Source organism: Bacillus silvicola (assembly GCF_050524305.1).
Lineage (GTDB): Bacteria > Bacillota > Bacilli > Bacillales > Bacillaceae_G > Bacillus_A > Bacillus_A cereus_AT.
Window position 1 is genome coordinate 583770 of the sequence record NZ_JBNGVC010000001.1, and the last position, 20725, is coordinate 604494.

Below are 20725 nucleotides of genomic sequence, written 5' to 3' on the forward strand. Positions count from 1 at the left end.
AGAAACAAGTCTATAACTTTTTATATTTAACCTATTTTCTTATTCGCTCTAGCTGCTGGTTGAACTTGATTTTTCACTTTTAGAACACTAATACCGTACCCGATAAATCCACCGATAATCGCTGGGAAGATCCAGCCTAATCCTACTTCCTGCATCGGAAGGAATTTAGTGAACACTTGGCTTACTACTTCAATGTTAACTCCAGCTGCACTTAATCCATCGAATAAGCTGATAATAAATGTTACAGTTAAGCTCACTTGATAAACTTCAGCTCTTCCTTTGAATAATGAATGGAAGAATGTTAAGAAAATCAATACGATTGCTAGTGGATAAATTGCTGTTAATACTGGAACAGAAACTGCGATTAATTGTGTTAATCCTACGTTTGCAACAATTGCACTAAATACACATAGCGTGACTGCAATTGCTTTGTAAGAAACATTTGGGAATAACTTATGGAAGAATGAAGAACATGCTGATACAAGTCCTACACTAGTTGTTAAACAAGCTACTGTAATCATTAATCCTAATAATACTCCACCATATGATCCAAAATAGTAGTTAGAAACTTTCGCTAATACTTCTCCGCCGTTCTCTAAATGTCCAAGCTTTGCAACACTTGAAGCACCCATATAAGAAAGAGCTGTATAGATAATTGCTAAAATAGATGCTGCAATGATTGTCGCTTTTGCACAAACGACCATAATTTGCGTTTTCGTTTTCGCACCTTTTTCTTTAATTGCATTAATGATGATGATTCCGAATACGAATGATGCAAGCGTGTCCATCGTTAAGTATCCTTCTTGGAATCCTTTAAAGAATGCGTGTGATGTATAAGCTTCAACTGGTGCTTGCATTTCTCCAATCGGGTGAATAAAAGCAACGATTACTAAAATACCGATGAATGTTAATTTAATTGGCGTTAAGATTTTTCCAACAATATCGACAATTTTCGCGGGATTTAGCGAAAAAAAACAAGTGATGCTAAAGAATACAATTGTGAAAAGAATTAAAGGTGTAGAACCTAATCCCTCTGGCATAAACGGCTTAAGACCAATTTCATAAGATACATTTCCTGTTCTCGGTATTGCAAATAACGGACCGATCGCTAAGTATAAAACTGTTGTAAACACAATCCCGAACACTGGGTGAGCACGACTTGCTAATGACTGTAAATCATCTTTACCTGAAAAACCAAATGCTAGTACACCTAGTAATGGTAATCCAACACCAGTTACTAAAAATCCAGCGTTAGCAATCCATACATTTTCTCCTGCCGATTGACCAAGCATTGCCGGGAAAATTAAATTTCCTGCTCCAAAAAATAGTGCAAATAACATTAATCCAATAACTACTATGAACGAAAACGGTACTTTATTCGCCATAATATAACCCCCATTCAAATTTCCTTATCTCATTTTCCAATTTTAACTAATTGAATTTTCTGAATATTTAATTTAAGTATCAACTATTCTTGAACTCATTATAGTTTGATATATAATATTTTGCAATACTATTTTCAAACTTTTCATTTATTTTATAAATATACATTTTTTAACATAGAAATAGACTAAAAAACCAACATGGTCATCCATGTTGGTTTTTACATTTACTATTAATTAAAATTTCGCCGCTACTTTCTTGACGTTCTCTAAACCTTCTTCAACAATTTGTTGTGATCGATCTGGATATTGATTGTGTCCTTCAATTACAACTGTCTCTGGATTTGTAATTCCCCAGAATCCAAGTACAGTTGTTACGTAATTAACTGCCATTTCCATAGGAGCCATTTGTTCTGAAGAGTAATCTGAACCACGAGCACCTAATACAACTACTTTCTTACCACCAGCTAAACCTTCTGGACCATTTGCTGTATATTTAAACGTTTTTCCAGCTTGAGATAAGTATGAAATATATGTGATTAACGGTGCTGGTACTGTAAAGTTCCATAGTGGGAACGCGAATACAACTTTATCGGCTTCTAAAAACTGATTTAAATATTGATCTACTGTAGCAACAGCCTTCTCTTCTTCAGCTGTTAACTCCATACCTTGACTACGTTTGTATCCACCTGAAATAGCGATATTTCCGTAATAAGGAAGATCTAATGCAAATAAATCTAACTCTGTAATTTCTGTATTTGGATTAGCTTCTTTATAAGTACTTACAAATGTTTCATACATTTTTGAACTAATTGCTTGCTCCACTGGACGATCGTTTGCTTTTACGAATAATACTTTTGACATTTTTTTATTCCCCTCTACTTTTGTATTTTCTTCTTTTTTACCAAATAATGAGCTAAATAGTCCCATTCTCTTCACCTAAACTTTCTTATCATATTCATTATTCATCATCATAAAAATTCTTATTCTAATAAAAAGTTCCAGTTGATACCTTAAATAAAGCTGACTAAAACTTTTTGTTATTTAATTACCTTATGTAAGTGATTGTAATATAGTCACTTACTTTAGTCAAGTGACTTTTAATAAAAAAATAAATCTCGAATTAAAAACATTAACTAAAATACAATTGAACACCAAATACGACTTTATTACTTGTATAATAAACTTAGAGAGGAAAATTCATATTTAGAAAGGATTTATTCATGAGCACTATAGAAAAGATTCAAACTTTTATTATTCTTTTTGCTGTTATATGCGGCATCATACTTGGACAATTTAACGTCATACATATGTATTCAGACAAATTTATTGTCCCCTTCTTATTTTTCATGCTATATGGATTATTCCTCAGCATCCCGTTGAAAGAAATAAAAAATGGATTCCGCAACTTAAAATTCGCTGGAACAAGCCTAGGTATTAACTTTATATGGACACCTTTCCTTGCTTGGGGATTAGGAGCATTATTTCTTTCAGATCACCCAGCACTTTGGGTTGGATTTATAATGTTGATGGTTACTCCATGTACAGATTGGTACTTAATATTTACTGAAATAGCGAAAGGAAATGTAGCACTTTCTACAGCAATTTTACCCGTAAATTTAATTTTACAAGTATTACTGCTTCCAATTTATTTATTTTTATTTGCTGGTGTAATGAAGACTGTAGCGGTTTCTGTTTTAGTAGAAAGTATTGTTATCGTAATCGTCTTACCATTTTTACTTGCGCACGCTACAAAATTCATTATGCATAAAGTGAAAAAAGCTGAAACACTTGAGAATAAACTCATTCCGTTTTTCAGCTCTGCTCAAATTGTATTTTTAAGTTTAGCAATAGTAGCGATGTTTGCCTCACAAGGTAAGTACTTATTACAAAATATGAATGTTGTTTTATTGTTACTTATACCAGTATTACTGTTCTTCATGATTAACTTTATACTAGGACAGTTTGTAGGACGTATGATGCATTTATCCTATGAAGACACTGTCAGCCTAAGCTTAACAACGTTAGCGAGAAACTCACCTGTTGCACTTGCTATTGCTGTGACTGCTTTTCCAGATGAGCCTCTTATTGCACTTGCATTAGTTATTGGGCCATTAATAGAACTACCAATACTAGCTTGTGTGTCACAAGTATTATTACTTATTAAGAAGAAGCAGCAATATACATAATAAAAAACGTCCTAATTCAGGACGTTTTTTTGTCGAGAAATTATAGAAAATGAAATAACTGATACTACAGACGTAATGAAAATAAGTCGCTATTATACACCCATGTATAATAGCGACTTTAAGGATTTTATTGATTATAGAAGATTAACTTGTCGTTACGTTAACAAAACCTTTCTAATTAAAAATTATAGGAAAAGTAAATATAACGAAAGCAGCCCAAAGTCCGTAGATTGGCAAATACTTCGTAACGGCATCTTGGATAGTTGTCGGTCCTGATTTGTTTTGTAGAAAACGCATATAGGAAAACATAATCCAAATTAGATTTGCCCAAATCAGTATGTTTACCCCTAAAACAGCAAGTCTATTAGGTGTAATCCCGTAAGAAGAAAGTCTGAATACGATGGCTGACAGAGCTACAGTATCAATAATAAGCGCAAGAACAATTAAGGCAAAATTGATATAATCTGAAATGTTCTTTTTCTCGTCTGAGTCACTCTCAACAATGGAAAATATGGTGACAGCCAATACACCAAGGAGTATTCCGTTGAACGCCATTAGGAAATTGCGGTCCAAGAACGGGTTTTTCCCGACCCATATAACCGTTATAAGATAGATCAACAATGTGATCAGGACGAGAGGACTAAAAATTTTAGATATGTATGGTGTAATATTTTTAGCAAGTTTAAGATTCGTCGATACCAAGTATGCAGCCACAATAGCGAGAGCAGCAGCACCAAATAAAACAACATTACTAAAATAGAATTCTCCTATATCCAAGTCAACAAAGATAAATAACCGCATAGTCAATACAGCTAATACCATTCCGCTCACTGCCATGCTGGCGTAGAGAAGACAATATTCCAAATTAAACTTAATATAGGCTAATCTTGTACTACCCTTTGAATATTCATTTCCCGTAAATGCAAGCCCTACTAAGACCCATAACAATATAGGAAGATGTAAATAAACAAGGATAATACTGTCTTTATCATTTAATGGCAACATATTAAGATACAACCCGGAAATTAAGAACAACGCTACAAGGGAATAAATAATACTTTTTTTCGGAGTATTATTGTAAACAAAATAAGTGACAATAAAGGGAATTACACCAAAAGCCAAGTTAATTGGAGCAATTGCACCCTGTTCGACAAAGTGGAAAATGATTCTGGTGCTTATCCCGGCCAGAATAGCTAAAAGGCCCATGAATAAGAAACCCTTTTGAAATAAAGATGTTTTTTCTGTATTTACCTTCTCCTTAAAATGCAACCTTTCATACCAAGCACCAAGAATCTGAGAACCAGGATTTTGTTCCCATACTTGTGAGAATGACTTTTTAAAAGCTTTCGGGTCTTTTCTATACATTTTTTCCAACTCATGAGGGTTATCCATATTTTCAATGATTAAATTGTTAATGTCCATATTCATACCTCCTCTAGTTTTAAAAATAACGTTGTTACCTTTTCTATGAAAAGCAGCATACTTATTTATTCTGATTTTGATTTTATTATATATTTTATTGTTTTACAATAAATTTTTATTATTTTATATAATATTTTTGTTGTATATTTTGTTTAAGTAAAAATAAAAAAGCATAACATACAATTGTCATGCTTTTTCTTTTCTATCATTATTTTTTCAAACTTAATCTGTTATAGCACCTTTCACTCGGGCAGGAGCTTTTTTATTTGTTGAAACCACTTGTCTTTGTATAAAAAAGTTCTTTACTAATAAGTAGTGTAATTACTGCGTTTTTCAAATTAGTAAAGAACTTTTTTATCTTTTATTTATATAGCTACAGTCAGTTTGAAACTTCCTCAAGTAAAGAACTTTTTTATTCCAACTCAATTCTTCGGACGATGTCTATATTACTTGATTAAAGACTATTTTTGCTTTGTTCACATCTCCTAATCAACCATTTCCCAAAATTGAGATGCTACTTTTGAAATTCTTTGGTCTTTTAATTTTACTATTACAGGCTCTAGGTGAAAATCAAATTGTTTCAATTCAAAAAGCGTTGTATGTTCTAAAAATGTTGATGTGTAATCCATTCTTGGAATAACGGATAATCCTAGCCCTCTACTAACAAGTGCTATAACCATCCTTATATCTTTACACTCGATAATGATATTTGGCTTGACTTGATGTTCATCAAACACTTTGAAGAGATCTTCATTGAAAGAGAGTCCTTCCATTGCTCCTAGCATAATGAATGGGAACTGGGCTATCTGTTCAATCGTCACATGCTGTGATGAAAACGATGTTGCCCAGCTTGTTGGTATAATCACAGCGGTTGGTTGTTTTTTTAATATTTTCATCTCATATTGTTCACTATCGCCCAATCTTAAAAGTAAGGCAACATCAATTTCTCTTTGTTCTAGTCTTTTTAATAATTCTTCTGAATTTCCAGTTACTATATTTATTTTAACATTAGGGTATTGTGTTCTAAACATACTAACATAGTCAATGAGCATATTAGAACATGTAGACGATACACCGATACTTACTGTTCCTCCTATACCTTGTTCAATTTCTTGAATTTGCTGCTTTACATCTTGAATTTGCATTAGCATTTGATTGGCATATTGGTATAGTATTTCACCTGTTTCTGTAAGCTCCCATTTTTGACGATATCGATGAATTAAAGTTGTGCCAAGATCAGTTTCAAGCTTTTTTAATAATTGACTAAGTGGTGGTTGCGCGATATGGAGCACTTCTGCTGCTTTAGAAATGCTTCCTTGTTTCACAATTTCTTTAAAGTAATATAATTGCCTGAAATCCATTGTATCTCTCCGTCATATGTTTTTTGATATGATTAGTTTATCATATATATATTTTTCATATGTCGAGTTTGGCGTTATATTTAATTCTATAGCTATAGTCTTTATATTGATAATATTAACTAGAAAGTGAGAGATACTATGAATCATCGGAACAGAACCTTGAAGCGCCTCGTCTTATACGTGCTCGGGTTATTTTTTATGTCGATCGGCATTAGCATGTCGATTCAAGCAGGGTTTGGTGTATCGCCTGTGTCATCATTAGCATATGCAAGTACGCTAACGGTTGGTTTATCGGTTGGTGTGACAATGGCGCTTGCAAATGTTTTATACATTATTATTCAAGTAATATTAAGTAAACGAATGGAGTTCAATGAATTTGTGAGTCAATTCATTATTTCGTTTTTATTTGGGTTCTTCATGGATGCAACGCTCTTCCTTGTACAACTTTTCCCCACACCTGAAACTATCTTTGCCCGAAGTGTCTATTTGATTGTTAGCCTATTTGTTATAGCAGTCGGTTTAATGGGCTATACAACAGCGAAACTGCCATTAATGCCGTATGATGCGTTAACTTATGCAATTAGTGAAAAATTTAATTTGAAATTCGGTAACGCAAAAATTTTGAGCGATTTAATCAACATTTGTGTGGCTGGTGCAATCTGTATAGTTTTCATTCAATCATTAGGATCAATAGGAATCGGTACACTAATCGCCGCCTATTTTATCGGCAAAATTTTAGGGTGGATGATACCGTATTATCAACCAACTCTTCAACAATGGATATTTAAAACAGAGAAGGCTGCCTAAGGAATCATAATAAAGTACAGGAAAAATAGATAAATCGAATTCCTCAGTCGAAATCAAACAATGAATTTTGCACCTTACAAAGTGCCAGTCCACATTAGGAATGGCACTTCTTTATTACTGCCTTTTCTTCGACCTTCTATTACTTTGGTTAAATGATAAAACAAACATCGTATTAAAACTAACCTGCCGTTTAGTTAAAGAAGGATTTTTAAACAACTTTTTTATTTGTTAAAGGACTTTATTGTAAATTAAATAACTTTATTGCTACTTAACACTATTTCATACCATCTTTTCAAACAATTATTTTAAATAATTTTTAGTATTAGTACACAAAAGTCTGTAATTATAAAATAGAAAAAGCATGACATTAAATCGTCATGCTTTTTCTATTTTATCAATATTTTTTTCAAACCTAACCTTTTACTTTGGAAAGGACTTTTTTATTCAGTAAAGCACTTTTTTATTTGTTGACACTATTAATTCTCAAACACAAAATTAATCTTATTATCTTTCCACTCTAACTTCGCATCAAACGTTTTCTCACCTTTTTTAAAGCCTTTAATTAAATCGGTCTTCTCACCTTTTAAAAGCTTTGTCATGTTTTTTTGCGAAATTGTTTTACTTAATATCTTCTTCGAGATGGTAAAGTCACATTGTGTTGTATTGTAGTTTGAACAACCGTAAAACGTCGACTTATCAATAACATCGCCATCACATTTTTTACAGTTCCCCACCTTTTTACCTGTTGTAAATTTCGATCCTTTTCGTTCAATCGATTCAACATGTAATCCAGTGAAATCCCATTTCTCCGACATTTCCACCGCATCTTCAATAATTTTAGCTGATAGCTTTTTCGTTTGTTCCATAAATGTAGCTGGTGAAGCTGTACCTTCTCCAATTTCCGCAAGGCGTTGCTCCCATTTTGCTGTCATTTCTGGTGAAGCCAGTATTTTATCACCGATTGCTGTAATTAATACTTTTCCTTTATCGGTTGCGTACACTTGGTTTTTCTGCACATCTATATATTTACGGTCTTTCAGCATTGTAATAATACCAGCACGAGTAGCCTCAGTACCTAAACCTTCTGTTTTCTTTAATACTTTCTCAAGCTCTTCATTCTCTAAATACTTACCCGCCGTTTTCATTAACGTAATAAGTTGTCCTTCTGTATAACGCTTCGGTGGCTGTGTTTTTCCTTCTTTCACTTTCACCTTTACAACTTTTCCTTGTTCACCTTCAGCTACAATTGGAAGAATCGTTTCGTCATCTTTATCGTCTTGGAAAATAACTTTACGCCAACCTTCTTGAATTTGCTGTTTTCCTTTCGAAATGAACGCAGCACGTTCGTCTACAAGAGTTGTAATCGTTGTGTAGTCAAAGATTGCTACTTCATAATGCGCCGCAATCAGTCTTCTTACGACCATATCGTAAATTTTCTTTTCATCACCTGATAATTTGCTTGGATTTGTAACTTGCTCTGTCGGTATAATTGCGTAGTGATCTGTAACTTTCTTTTCATTCACATAACGCTTGTTATTCATAATTGATTCAATTGGTGCTGGCAATAAGCCTTTATATTCATCAAACTGACTTAACTTCTGTAAAATATCAGGAAACGTCGCTGCTTCTCCTTGTGTAACATAGTTAGAATCCGAACGTGGGTAAGAAACTATCCCTTTTTGATATAGTGCTTGTGTTATATCAAGCGTCTTTTTCGGTGAAAATTTAAAAGCTTTATTCGCTGTCGCTTGCAGTGCTGATAAATTAAATAAAAACGGCGGCTGAAACTCTTTACGCTCCGTTTTCATTTCTTTTACTACAGCCGGTTTACCTTGGCAAAATGCCGCAATTTTATTTGCCATATCAGGGTCTTTTAGGCGAGATTCATTGTCTTTCTCCCATTTCCCCTCATATTTTTTTCCTTCTATATTAAAAGTTGCAAACACTTCCCAAAATGGCTCTGACTTAAAGTTCTCTATTTCTTTTTCACGCTTTACTATTAACGCCAATGTTGGAGTCTGTACACGTCCAGCTGAAAAAACATCATTCATTCCCTTTTTCTTTAGCAAAATACTAAAGACACGCGATGCATTCATACCAACAACCCAGTCAGCGCAGGATCTTGTATATGCTTCGTAATACGTATTAATCGTATCTGCTTCATCTAGTAAGTTTTTAAACCCTTGATAAATAGCTTGCTTCGTTAAAGATGAAATCCACAAGCGCTTCATTGGTTTTTGCACGTTACAAAGGTTAATAATGTTTCGTACGATTAATTCCCCTTCACGCCCAGCATCGCCCGCGTGAATAATTTCTGTTACTTGAGGGTTATGTAACAGCTGTTTCACAACGTTAAATTGCTTATACTTTGACTTTGTTACCTCAAACTGAAAACGCTCTGGAATCATCGGTAACGTATTAAGTGACCATTTTTTCCACTCTGCGTGATAATGTTCTGGATTACATAACTGCGTCAAATGACCAATTGCCCATGTACAGTACGCTCCATTTGGAAATAACTCATTTGCTTCTACTTCTAAATACCCATCTTTCCGGCGATATTTAAATTGTGAAACAAGAGCCAAACCTTGATCTGGTTTCTCGGCAATAATTAATTTCATCTTCTAACTCCCTATCTGTATTCCAGTGTTACTTTCATTGTATATATGTTTAGAGACGATGATAAAACAACAATCTTATTTATCATTCGCGGTTTGTCTCAAAAATGTGAGACCTATAATATTATACGCTGATTCTTTATGGCTTCACAATAGAAACTCATTATATAACAATTTCTTTCACATGCTCATAGACAAAAAAGACGCCAAAAAATCGAGCGTCCTTCCCTTCATTACTGCATACCGTTTTTAAATTGTGCAGATAATTTGCAGATATATATTAGCATAAGTATTCTCCATTTGAACATATGATGAAGTGAACGATAGGACAGGGAGGTATCATGATGTTTGCTTATACGCTAACTACTTTAACACTTTGTTGTATCTCGATTATTATTACATCATATATTTCTAAACGTAAGGGTACCCTAATGGAGTATATGGTATTTATTATGTCTTTTAGTATGTGTATTGGTTTAAGTATAGGTTTTTATTTAGGCATTCTCTTTAAAGGAGAATTACTACATTCTACTTTGCTTGCTATTTTGATTAGTGGGTTTATCGGTCTTTTAGTCGGTCTACGCTTTCACCTTTATACTGCCTTAGAAGGTATGTTCTCTGGATTAATGGCAAGTATGATGGGCGCTATGATTACAGAGATGTTAAACGCTCAACAAGCCCATATTATACTGTTCATTAGCCTCTTACTTACCATAACGATAACTATGTCATGTATGATTCACCTTTTATCAGAAACCTTTTCTACTTATATCCATCGCCAGTTTCTATTATCGCTCTCAATTGGCGTAGTAATTGTTCTCACTGTATTCGTAACATTCCCAGATCATACACCTCCACCTGCATCCGAGCATGATCAACATATGCATAACGCTAAAGACTAAAATACATAAAGCAGTTATCCTATGGATAACTGCTTTATGTTATTCTGGCTTATTAGGAATATTAGGGTTTGGAACATACTCAGATTTATAATCTGTATATTTCACTTCTGTTACCATCCCCGCTGAAGCATGGTGTAAATCATGACAGTGGAACATCCATTCACCCGGATTGTCTGCTACAAAGGCTACTTCATATTCTTCTCCTGATTTTAAGTTCAAAGTGTCTTTAACAATTGGAGAACCTTCTACCGGTTTTCCATCTTTACTTAACACCTGGAAGAAATGACCGTGTAAATGCATCGGATGATCGTCCGCTTTAGAGCGATTTACTAATTTTACTTTTACTAAGTCACCCTTTTTCACTGAAATTGGGTCAATATCTGGGAATACCTTTCCGTTAATTGTATATACCATTTCATTTCCATTCATTTGCGTATTCAAGTCCATATTATATGTGGCAGTATACTGCTGGCCTAACGTGAAACTACCTAATCTTTTAGCACCATATTTCGTCATATCTAATTTCGGTAATTTTTCTTTTTCATCTGCTTTGTCTTTCATCTCTTTGCTTCCATCATATTCAATAACAGCTTTCATTCCTTTTGCATCCTTATTTTCTGAATGGTCTTCAACGTACCATTTCCCAGGATTGTTAGCTGTAAATTCAACATCATAACGTTCACCCGGTGCAATTGAAATTACTTTTTCTTTTATAACTTTTGGATCATTAATTGGTTGACCATCTGTTGCAATTACTTTTAAATCATGACCGTGAACGTGTATATCATGTGATAAATAACCCGCATTAACGAGTCGAAGACGAACTTTATCACCCTCATTCACTTTTAAGGGCTCTACTAAATCACCGCTTTTACCATTGATTGTGAATAAGTCATACATACTCATATCATGACCTTCCATCTTCATATTTCCATGATCCATGCCTGCCATATTGCCAGAGTCTTTTTTATCACTCTTCATGTCCATACCGGAATGATCCATGCCTTTCATATCATCATTCTTTTTCGTATTTTCATTACCCTTAGATTTATTACCTGTTGGCCCTTTTGTCATTTCTTTTAACTGCTTATTAATTTTTTCTTTATCAGTTACCCATTCATCTAACATTAATGTGTAATCTTTATCATAATTTTCATTTGTATCCTCTACAATAAGAGCGCCATACAAGCCTCTATCTAGTTGATTTACAGAATCTTGATGTGAATGATACCAATATGTTCCTGGTACGTTCGCTTCAAATTCATAGGTGAAACTTTTTCCTGATTCAACCGCATCTTGTGTCACGCCTGGAATTCCATCCATGTTATTTGGGACAGGATACCCATGCCAATGAATAGATACTGGCGCAGGTAATTCATTTTTTAATGTCACTTTAACCTTTTCACCTTTTTTCACCCTGATTTCTGGACCTGGGGATGAACCATTAAATGTCCAGACTGGAACAATAACACCGCTACTTAGCTTTTGTTTTTCTTCTTTCGCTACTAAAGTAACTTCTGTCCCTTTTATAACTTTCAATGGCTTTGTAGCCGTTTCAGTCTGTTTTGTTTTTTTATCATTCATATTTTTATGAGCATTTGTTGTATTTGTAGTCGCAGAACACGCAGCAATTAAAGATATTACGGAGACTGTAACTGCTGTTAATACAAATCTCTTCATGGAAAATTCCCCCTTTTTCTTTTCACGATTATTATAGAAGGCAATTTTCAAGAAAATATGGAGATATAAAATAAGCAAAATAAAAAGGCGCCCAAAATTGAGCGCCTCTTCCAATCATTATTTCGTAACAACTTCATCTTCTTTTACATTTACATTATTCTCTCTCATAAACTCTTCAATCTCTTCAACTTCTCTAATGATATCTTTTGACAAGTTTTCATATCCGTCCTTCGTGACAAGAATATCATCTTCAATACGAATTCCAATTGATTCTTCTTCAATATATATACCTGGTTCAATCGTAATAACCATACCTTCTTCTAATACTCTATCTTTGTACGTTCCTACATCATGTGTATCTAAACCAAGGAAGTGGCTGACACCGTGATAATAATATTTCGTTAATTCCTCGTCTTCTTGAATTAAACCAATTGCTTTACATTCTTCTGCTAGCACCTTTTTTGTATGCTCATTTAATGCAGCGAATTTTAAACCTGGCTTAATAAGTTCCGTTGTTTCTTTTAATGCTTTTAACACGATATTATATATTTGCTTTTGGCGACTAGAGAATGTTCCACTAGCTGGGAATGTGTAACTAATATCAGCATTATAATAGTCTTTTTGAGCACCTAAATCGAGCAGTACTAGATCACCTTGTCCCACTTTTGCATCATTATCTTCATAATGCAGCACAGTAGCGTTTTTACCACTCGCCAAAATTGTATTAAATGCATGATGTTTAATGCCAGATGATTTCAACGTAAAATCAAAATGAGCTTCTAATTCATATTCCATCATGTCTGCTTTTGCATGCTTCAGTACATTATAAATACCCTCTTTAGTAACAGCAATAGCGTCTTTTATGATTTCAATTTCTTCTTCTGTTTTAAACACTCGTAATTCACAAATGTTTGGGTATACATTACCGATTGTAACGTGTGGATATTGTTCTCTTACATGTTTAGCAAACGCTAACGTTTTCGGCTCTGTACCTTTCCACTCACGAAGTTCCAAATCTAAATTCACATGTTTCACATTTTCTGTGAAAAGTGTATTTGCCATTGTCTTTTCAAAGCTTTCTATATATACAACTTTTTTTATACATGAAATTTGTTCTGCATCTTCTTTAGAAACTGTTTTTCCAACCCACTTTTCAAGCACCGGATCTGATTTTTCAATGAAGAGAGTCTCTTCTACACTATTCCCAAACTTTTTTAACATGAAAATAACATTCGGCTCATCGATCCCCGTTAAATAATAAAAATTTCGATTCGGTATAAATTTATAATGTGCATCAGCTGACATATGAGGTGCCTGTCCAGCAAATAAAATAGTAATAGATTCATCATGTAATGTTTTCGCTAATCGTTCTCTATTTCGAGCAAAAAATGTTGACTTCATAATAATCCCCCTAGTGTTCTATGTATGTTTTTAAAGATAATTATCCTCTGTTATTCATTTTATTATTGTTATAATTTTTCGTCAATTAATAGTATTCATATAAAAAGTTAAACCTCCATTATCATATGTATAAACTATTCCTTTACCTATGTTGTTCAGTTATTTTTTAGGAGCATTGACATCTTCTAAAAGATAGGATAAAATAACTATAAATTAGTAAGTAACTAATTTAAATTAAAATAAGAGGTGAACAAAATGCAAAACATTTTATTCCGTATTAACGAATTATCAAAAAAAGAAAAAGCATCTGGATTAACAGTTGATGAAAAACAAGAACAACAAATGTTGCGTCAAAACTATACAAAAACATTTCGTGGAAGCTTAGATTCCATTTTATTAAACACAAAAATCGTTGATCAAAATGGTCTTAACGTTACACCAGTCGCATTACAAGATGCTCAAATACGTTTAAAATTAAGCAAATGAAATCAAGGCTAAAAAAACAATCGTATAAAACATAAAAAGAGCTGAAATTCCTATATAGAAATTCCAGCTCTTTTTATTGTCTTTTCTAATTTAGTATACGAGCGATACATAGCAATTCTCCACGATACGATCATCGCAAAAGCAAGTAAGAAAAACATCCCGCTTAATTGCGCCAAATCAATCGATTGACTTAAATATGATTTTAATGCTACCCGTACAGCTAATAAGCCTACTAAAATAAATATGAACGCTTTTGACGGTTTCATATATATATCTTCGCCCTTTATTTCGAACTTAGATGTTTTAATAAGAAATATAGAGAAAATAAGTCCTACGCTAATTGCCTCTACTATTTCTAACGATGTTAACCGAAACTCTGGTAAGAAGTACATCGATGCGCCAGTACTCATAAAGATTGGCGGTAATATAATTTTCTTTTTCGTTACCGGTTTTTTCGCTGACTTAAAGCGAAGAAACATCACTCCAACAGCCATACAAACTGCTACGATACTTGATAAAAGTGCTAAACTCATATTCTCCACTCCTATCTATTTAAAAGACTTTTTTAGCAAAATCATAAACCAAACAAGCCCGACACTAATAATGACATGAGCTAATCCAGCCATATGGCTTAAACCGTTAAAGTCTGTTCCGTTTACTTGTAGAAGACCTCTAAATACCATTGTAGCGATAGTAAAAATTAATCCTGCATTATAAACAATAAACCATACGTGAAAGCTTTTTGTTTCTTGTACATGAAACACTTTAAACAAAGCTAATGCAACCAAAAAGAATATGAACCCTAATACTAATACATGCGTATGCACTAGCTGTAACATAGTAGATCCTTTAATTCCTTGTGCTTTTGTATACTCTCTTGCAAATACACCTGATAATAAACCAATAATTAAGTACATGAATGCTGCATTATATAATTTCTTCATTATATTCCTCCTGCTGTAGAACGACAATTCATATCGTCGTTTTCCATATCCGCTGCAATTATTTTACGGAATGTTTATGAACGGAATATGAACAGAATGTTACATTCTATTTTTTAAAAACAAAAAAGCCATTCCACAACTTTTCCTTGTGGAATGGCTTTTACTTATTTTAAATCTTCAATTGTGAAAGCACCCGGCAATAACTGTTCAACCGTCACTTCTTTTTCATCACCTTTTACATTCGTTAGTAAAACAGGCATTTTCGGATCACAAAATTCAGCAATAACTTGTCTACATGCACCACATGGTGAAATTGGTCCATCAGTTTCGCCTGTAATGACTAGGTAACTAAAGTCACGCTCACCTTCTGATACTGCTTTAAAGATTGCTGTTCTTTCTGCACAGTTACATAAGCCGTAAGAAGCATTTTCTATATTACAGCCAGTATAGATTTTACCTTCTTTCGTAACTAATGCTGCACCAACGGGAAATTTCGAATACGGAATATATGCTTTTGATAACATCTTATTTGCTTCTTCAATATATTTTTTCTTATCCATATTATTTCCTCCTCAAAGTAAATGTAATGATGATTAGTCAGTAATAACTGTATGAACTAATTTAGGAGCCACTGCTGTTTCAGCGATAGAAATGTTCTCATAAATTTTTACTTTTACATCTTCTACATTTTCGCGATTTGCATAAATCGTTACGAATGGCTCGCCTTCTTTTACTGTATCGCCAACTTTTTTACGTAACATTAAACCTACAGCTAAATCGATTTCATCTTCCTTCGTTGCACGGCCTGCACCAAGTAACATCGCAGCGATACCGATTTCATCTGCAACAATGTTTGAAATAACACCTGAAGTTTTAGCAGGTACATCAATTACATACTTCGCTTGTGGCATTTTTTCTGGATTATCTACAATTGAGCTGTCTCCACCTTGATTGCTTAAGAACTCTTTAAATTTCTCAGTTGCTTTCCCATTTTTCATAACTTCAATTAACATTTTACGAGCTTCTTCTAATGTATTTGCTTTTTTCGCAAGTACAACCATTTGACTTCCTAATACAAGTACTAATTCTGTTAAATCTTCTGGACCTTCACCTTTTAACGTATCAATCGCTTCTTTCACTTCTAAAGCATTACCAATTGCAAAACCAAGTGGTTGTGACATATCTGAAATAACAGCCATAGTTTGACGTCCTACATTATTTCCGATACGTACCATTGCATGCGCTAATTCTTTTGCATCTTCTTCTGTTTTCATAAATGCGCCAGCACCTGTTTTTACATCAAGTACGATTGCATCAGCACCAGCTGCGATTTTTTTACTCATAATTGAACTTGCGATTAAAGGAATTGAGTTAACCGTTCCTGTTACATCGCGTAATGCATAAATCTTTTTATCTGCAGGTGTTAAGTTTCCTGTTTGTCCAATAACAGCTACTTTGTCACGGTTTACAATATCAATGAACTGCTCTTTCGTGATTTCAACGTGGAATCCTTCTACCGCTTCTAATTTATCAATTGTTCCGCCCGTATGTCCTAAACCACGACCAGACATTTTTGCTACTGGTACGTCTAAAGCAGCTACTAATGGTCCTAATACTAATGTAGTTGTATCACCAACACCGCCAGTTGAATGTTTGTCTACTTTAATTCCTTCAATTGCTGATAAGTCGATCGTTTCTCCAGACTCCACCATTGCCATCGTTAAATCTGCACGCTCACGATCTGTCATATCTTTAAAAAAGATTGCCATTGCAAGTGCACTCACTTGATAATCAGGAATACTTCCGTCTGTATATCCATTAATAAAGAATTTAATTTCTTCAGTCGTTAATTCTTTGCCGTCACGTTTTTTCGCAATAATATCTACCATTCTCATTACAATCACCATTCCTTTTTATATTATATGAATCTATTAAAATAATAAGCCCACGATTGTTGCTGATAAGAAACTTACTAACGTTGCACCGAAAAGTAATTTCAAACCAAATCTTGCGACTACATTCCCTTGTTTTTCATTTAAGCTCTTAACTGCTCCAGCAATAATTCCAATTGAAGAGAAATTTGCAAATGATACTAAGAATACAGATATAATCGCTGTCGTTCTATCTGAGAAATTAAAGTTTCCTTGTGCTAAATCTGTCATCGCAACAAATTCATTTGATACTAATTTTGTCGCCATAATATTACCTGCGTTAACTGCTTCATGCCAAGGCACACCCATAATAAATGCAAATGGTGCAAATACATAACCGAGAATTTCTTGGAATGAAATACCGATTACACCCTTAAATACTGCATTAATGAATGCGATAAGAGCAACGAAACCAATTAACATAGCTGCTACTGTAATCGCAACTTTAAATCCATCTATAATGTATTCCCCTAATACTTCAAAGAATGTCTTTTTTTCTTCTTCTTGTACTTCTAACATATCCTCTTCTTCTGTAACTTCATACGGATTAATGATAGAAGCAATGATGAATCCGCCGAATAAGTTCAGAACTAAAGCGGTTACAACATATTGAGGTTTTAACAACACCATGTATGATCCAACGATAGACATAGAAACTGTAGACATTGCAGATGCACATAATGTATACATTCTTTTCTCTGGCAATAATCCTAGTTGTTTCTTAACTGAAATAAACACTTCAGATTGTCCTAAAATCGCAGAAGCTACCGCGTTATATGATTCTAGTTTCCCCATTCCATTTACTTTACTTAATGCTAGACCGATAGATTTCACAATAATAGGTAATACTTTAATATGTTGCAAAATACCTATTAAAGCTGATATAAATACGATTGGCATTAATACACTTAAAAAGAATGAAAACTCTTTTTGATTTACTAATCCACCAAATACGAAATTCACACCATCAGCGGCATATTTTAATAATTCTCCAAAACCATCTGCTATTCCGCTAATTAATATATTCCCTACGCTTGTATTTAATAATAAAAATCCCAAAATGAATTGTAATATAACCATCGTTATGATTGGGCGATATTTGACTTTTTTTCTATTATTACTAGCAAGCCATGCGATACCTAAAATCAATACGAGGCCAAAAACACCTATTAAGTATTTCATAAGCCGTCTCCTCCCATTCGTATCCGCTTACATTATTTTCAATTGTTAAAGCAATAGATACACTATACTTTGTGTATCTATTGCTTTTCACACTTTATTAATTAGTAGTTATCTGTAGCACCTTTTGCATCGTTTAATACGATTGCAACACTAGCACTTGCTCCAACGCGAGAAGCTCCAGCCGCTACCATTTTGTCTGCATCTTCACGTGTACGAACGCCGCCAGATGCTTTTACACCAACGTTTGGTCCTACTGTTTTACGCATTAATGCGATGTCTTCAGCAGTTGCTCCGCCAGTTGAGAATCCAGTTGAAGTTTTTACGAAATCAGCGCCAGCTTTTACTGATAATTCACAAGCACGTACTTTTTCTTCGTCTGTTAATAGGCAAGTTTCAATAATAACTTTTACAAGAGCTTTTCCTTTTGCTGCTTGTACTACTTCATAAATGTCTTTTTCAACGAACTCATTGTCGCCATCTTTTAAAGCACCTACGTTGATTACCATATCAACTTCAGTTGCACCTTTTGCGATAGCATCTTTTGTTTCGAATGCTTTTGTTTCAGTAGTGCTTGCTCCTAATGGGAAACCGATTACAGTACAAACGTCTACATCATGTCCAGCTAATTCTTCAGCAGCTAGCTTCACCCATGTAGGATTAATACAAACAGAAGCGAATTTATATTCCTTTGCTTCTTCGATTACTTTCATAACATCTTCTTTTGTAGTATTAGCTTTTAAAATTGTATGGTCAATTAACTTTGCAATATTCATTATCTTCACTCCTCATATCTTTTAACAACTTCATTCTAACTCTTAGTTGAACAAATGTAAATACACTTTTGAAATTCTGTTCATTCTTTTTCAGAAGGGAATTTCTTGTAATACATTGAAAGTAGTATAAGCTTGTAAATAAAGGATGTGAACCAATTGTTTAAGTCAAAATTCTTTATATTCACATTGCTAGTATGCACCTCACTATCCATATTTATTTTTTATAAAAGGGATGTTATTTTCCAAGAAGGAAACCCCATTCCATTTGCTTTGGCTATGTCTAAGATGGTTATTCAAGACAAAGAAATGGTGGAAGTAGAACCGATAGATAATCAATACCCCTACTTAGTAAAGCGTGGAAAAATGGAACCTTTTATCGATATGATGGAGCAAGATGGATGGACTTTTGTAGATAGAGATATTATGGCTAATTCACTAATTTTTGAAAAAGGAGATCAATCAAAGAGCGTTCCTTACAAATACTTTACAAGGTACTACACATTGATTTATTCATACTAAAAATAAAAGGCTTTCTCAAAATTAATATTTTGAGAAAACCTTTTATTTCTAACCTTTTTGATAATGTAACAATTCTTTTGCTGTATGCTGATCGATAATTAATACATTTGCATACCCACCGCGTAACGCACCATCAATTGCTTTTATTTTTCTATTGCCACCTGCAACTAAAATAGAACGTTTCTTTAATTTAAGTTCCTCTAACTCAATTCCAATTGTACGCTTATTAATTTCTTCGCTACTAATATTTCCGTCTCCATCAAAGAAACGTGAACAAATGTCACCGACAGCTTGTTTTTTCAAAATGTTCGTTTCATCCTTATCTAAATATCCTAATCGGAATAATAACGCTTCATCACGCACTGTACCAACAGTGAAAATCGCAACATTTGCTTGTTTCCCCATTTCAATAATGTGATGAATATGTCGATCTTGCTCTACTAATTCTTTTGTCACCGCATTATCAAATATAACTGGAAGTGGTAGATTTCTTGGTGTCGTTTGAAAAGCCTCTGCAAATAAAGCGATGGTCTCATTTGCATATGTATTTACACTTGAGTGACTAATGCCACCTTTTAATTGGACAACCTCTACCCCTTTTACATGTTGAGGTACGATTTTTCTGGCGATTTCATACATCGTCATTCCCCAGCTTACACCAACGATATCACCGTTTTTCACTGTCTTTTCCATATACTCAGCAGCATACTTACTAATATACTCCGTAATCGTTGCATATTCTGGTACTGGAGAAAACACAACATGTGCCTCTAACAAGTTGTACTTTTCTTTAAGTAAATTCCCAACGTTATCTAAATCAGCAAATGGATCAGCTATACTAATTTGAACAAATCCTTTTTCTTTTGCGTACTTTAATAATCTAGAGATCGTCGGTCTTGAGATATTTAATTTGTTAGCAATTTCTTGCTGACTATAATCTGATTGATAATATAATCTTGCAACTTCAACGCTTAATTGTTGTTTATCCTTATCCATAGTAACTTATTACAAATCCTTTCCTGTATTTCCCTTTCGTTACAAGCATTATACAGCTTTATGCAAGAAATTTCGACTATCGAATTTTATCTACCTGAACTGCTATTCCATTTAGTCTTTACAATGAAACTT

The 20725-nt window shown here is 33.8% G+C and carries 19 protein-coding genes; 5 read left to right on the plus strand and 14 right to left on the minus strand.

Annotation, left to right across the window (positions count from 1 at the left end; genetic code table 11):
- Nucleotides 1-26 precede the first annotated feature (26 nt).
- Nucleotides 27-1385, minus strand: a complete 1359-nt coding sequence (gene brnQ, locus ACP6L7_RS03030; protein ID WP_097832502.1) for a branched-chain amino acid transport system II carrier protein — start codon at nucleotides 1383-1385, stop codon at nucleotides 27-29.
- Between the two features lie 234 nt (nucleotides 1386-1619).
- Nucleotides 1620-2312 (minus strand): FMN-dependent NADH-azoreductase, encoded by a 693-nt coding sequence (locus ACP6L7_RS03035; RefSeq protein ID WP_097832503.1) that lies wholly within the window; start codon nucleotides 2310-2312, stop codon nucleotides 1620-1622.
- Between the two features lie 293 nt (nucleotides 2313-2605).
- Here ACP6L7_RS03035 and ACP6L7_RS03040 point away from each other — a divergent pair, with 293 nt between their 5' ends.
- Nucleotides 2606-3571 carry an arsenic resistance protein gene (locus ACP6L7_RS03040; protein ID WP_097832504.1) on the plus strand — a complete coding sequence of 322 codons (966 nt, stop codon included), beginning with the start codon at nucleotides 2606-2608 and terminating at the stop codon, nucleotides 3569-3571.
- A 174-nt stretch (nucleotides 3572-3745) separates the two neighbouring features.
- Here the strand turns inward: ACP6L7_RS03040 and ACP6L7_RS03045 are convergent, their stop codons facing one another.
- Nucleotides 3746-4993 (minus strand): DUF4153 domain-containing protein, encoded by a 1248-nt coding sequence (locus ACP6L7_RS03045; protein ID WP_097832505.1) that lies wholly within the window; start codon nucleotides 4991-4993, stop codon nucleotides 3746-3748.
- Nucleotides 4994-5478: 485 nt separating this feature from the next.
- Entirely contained in the window at nucleotides 5479-6354 is an 876-nt protein-coding gene (locus ACP6L7_RS03050) for a LysR family transcriptional regulator (RefSeq protein ID WP_097833485.1), read from the minus strand.
- Between the two features lie 138 nt (nucleotides 6355-6492).
- On the opposite strand from ACP6L7_RS03050, the gene ACP6L7_RS03055 reads away from it, so the two are divergent.
- The gene (locus tag ACP6L7_RS03055; RefSeq protein WP_097833486.1) at nucleotides 6493-7161 is read left to right on the plus strand and encodes a YczE/YyaS/YitT family protein; all 669 of its coding nucleotides are present in this window, start codon (nucleotides 6493-6495) and stop codon (nucleotides 7159-7161) included.
- A gap of 476 nt (nucleotides 7162-7637) precedes the next feature.
- Here ACP6L7_RS03055 and topB read toward each other — a convergent pair whose 3' ends face one another.
- Nucleotides 7638-9782 (minus strand): DNA topoisomerase III, encoded by a 2145-nt coding sequence (topB, locus tag ACP6L7_RS03060; RefSeq protein ID WP_097831486.1) that lies wholly within the window; start codon nucleotides 9780-9782, stop codon nucleotides 7638-7640.
- Between the two features lie 341 nt (nucleotides 9783-10123).
- Here topB and ACP6L7_RS03065 point away from each other — a divergent pair, with 341 nt between their 5' ends.
- Nucleotides 10124-10681, plus strand: a complete 558-nt coding sequence (locus tag ACP6L7_RS03065; RefSeq protein WP_097831487.1) for a hypothetical protein — start codon at nucleotides 10124-10126, stop codon at nucleotides 10679-10681.
- A 39-nt stretch (nucleotides 10682-10720) separates the two neighbouring features.
- On the opposite strand, the gene ACP6L7_RS03070 is transcribed toward ACP6L7_RS03065, so the two are convergent.
- Nucleotides 10721-12361: a multicopper oxidase family protein gene (locus ACP6L7_RS03070; protein ID WP_097831488.1), complete on the minus strand. Its 1641-nt coding sequence runs from the start codon at nucleotides 12359-12361 to the stop codon at nucleotides 10721-10723.
- A 117-nt stretch (nucleotides 12362-12478) separates the two neighbouring features.
- Nucleotides 12479-13762, minus strand: a complete 1284-nt coding sequence (locus tag ACP6L7_RS03075; RefSeq protein WP_097831489.1) for an aminopeptidase P family protein — start codon at nucleotides 13760-13762, stop codon at nucleotides 12479-12481.
- A 255-nt stretch (nucleotides 13763-14017) separates the two neighbouring features.
- On the opposite strand from ACP6L7_RS03075, the gene ACP6L7_RS03080 reads away from it, so the two are divergent.
- Nucleotides 14018-14248 carry a DUF896 domain-containing protein gene (locus tag ACP6L7_RS03080; RefSeq protein ID WP_097831490.1) on the plus strand — a complete coding sequence of 77 codons (231 nt, stop codon included), beginning with the start codon at nucleotides 14018-14020 and terminating at the stop codon, nucleotides 14246-14248.
- Between the two features lie 50 nt (nucleotides 14249-14298).
- On the opposite strand, the gene ACP6L7_RS03085 is transcribed toward ACP6L7_RS03080, so the two are convergent.
- The 6 genes from ACP6L7_RS03085 to deoC all read right to left on the minus strand — a co-directional run bounded on the left by ACP6L7_RS03085 (nucleotide 14299) and on the right by deoC (nucleotide 19078).
- Entirely contained in the window at nucleotides 14299-14781 is a 483-nt protein-coding gene (locus ACP6L7_RS03085; protein WP_097831491.1) for a CcdC family protein, read from the minus strand.
- A 15-nt stretch (nucleotides 14782-14796) separates the two neighbouring features.
- The gene (locus ACP6L7_RS03090) at nucleotides 14797-15192 is read right to left on the minus strand and encodes a DUF2871 domain-containing protein (RefSeq protein ID WP_097831492.1); all 396 of its coding nucleotides are present in this window, start codon (nucleotides 15190-15192) and stop codon (nucleotides 14797-14799) included.
- 164 nt (nucleotides 15193-15356) lie between these two features.
- Nucleotides 15357-15752: a cytidine deaminase gene (locus ACP6L7_RS03095; RefSeq protein WP_000358534.1), complete on the minus strand. Its 396-nt coding sequence runs from the start codon at nucleotides 15750-15752 to the stop codon at nucleotides 15357-15359.
- Between the two features lie 33 nt (nucleotides 15753-15785).
- Nucleotides 15786-17087, minus strand: a complete 1302-nt coding sequence (locus ACP6L7_RS03100) for a pyrimidine-nucleoside phosphorylase (protein ID WP_097831493.1) — start codon at nucleotides 17085-17087, stop codon at nucleotides 15786-15788.
- Between the two features lie 36 nt (nucleotides 17088-17123).
- Nucleotides 17124-18305 (minus strand): NupC/NupG family nucleoside CNT transporter, encoded by a 1182-nt coding sequence (locus ACP6L7_RS03105; RefSeq protein WP_070141767.1) that lies wholly within the window; start codon nucleotides 18303-18305, stop codon nucleotides 17124-17126.
- A gap of 101 nt (nucleotides 18306-18406) precedes the next feature.
- The gene (gene deoC, locus ACP6L7_RS03110) at nucleotides 18407-19078 is read right to left on the minus strand and encodes a deoxyribose-phosphate aldolase (protein WP_001017444.1); all 672 of its coding nucleotides are present in this window, start codon (nucleotides 19076-19078) and stop codon (nucleotides 18407-18409) included.
- Between the two features lie 156 nt (nucleotides 19079-19234).
- On the opposite strand from deoC, the gene ACP6L7_RS03115 reads away from it, so the two are divergent.
- Nucleotides 19235-19597 carry a hypothetical protein gene (locus tag ACP6L7_RS03115; protein ID WP_000477042.1) on the plus strand — a complete coding sequence of 121 codons (363 nt, stop codon included), beginning with the start codon at nucleotides 19235-19237 and terminating at the stop codon, nucleotides 19595-19597.
- 48 nt (nucleotides 19598-19645) lie between these two features.
- Here ACP6L7_RS03115 and deoR read toward each other — a convergent pair whose 3' ends face one another.
- Nucleotides 19646-20593: a DNA-binding transcriptional repressor DeoR gene (gene deoR, locus ACP6L7_RS03120; protein ID WP_097831494.1), complete on the minus strand. Its 948-nt coding sequence runs from the start codon at nucleotides 20591-20593 to the stop codon at nucleotides 19646-19648.
- Between the last annotated feature and the right edge of the window lie 132 nt (nucleotides 20594-20725).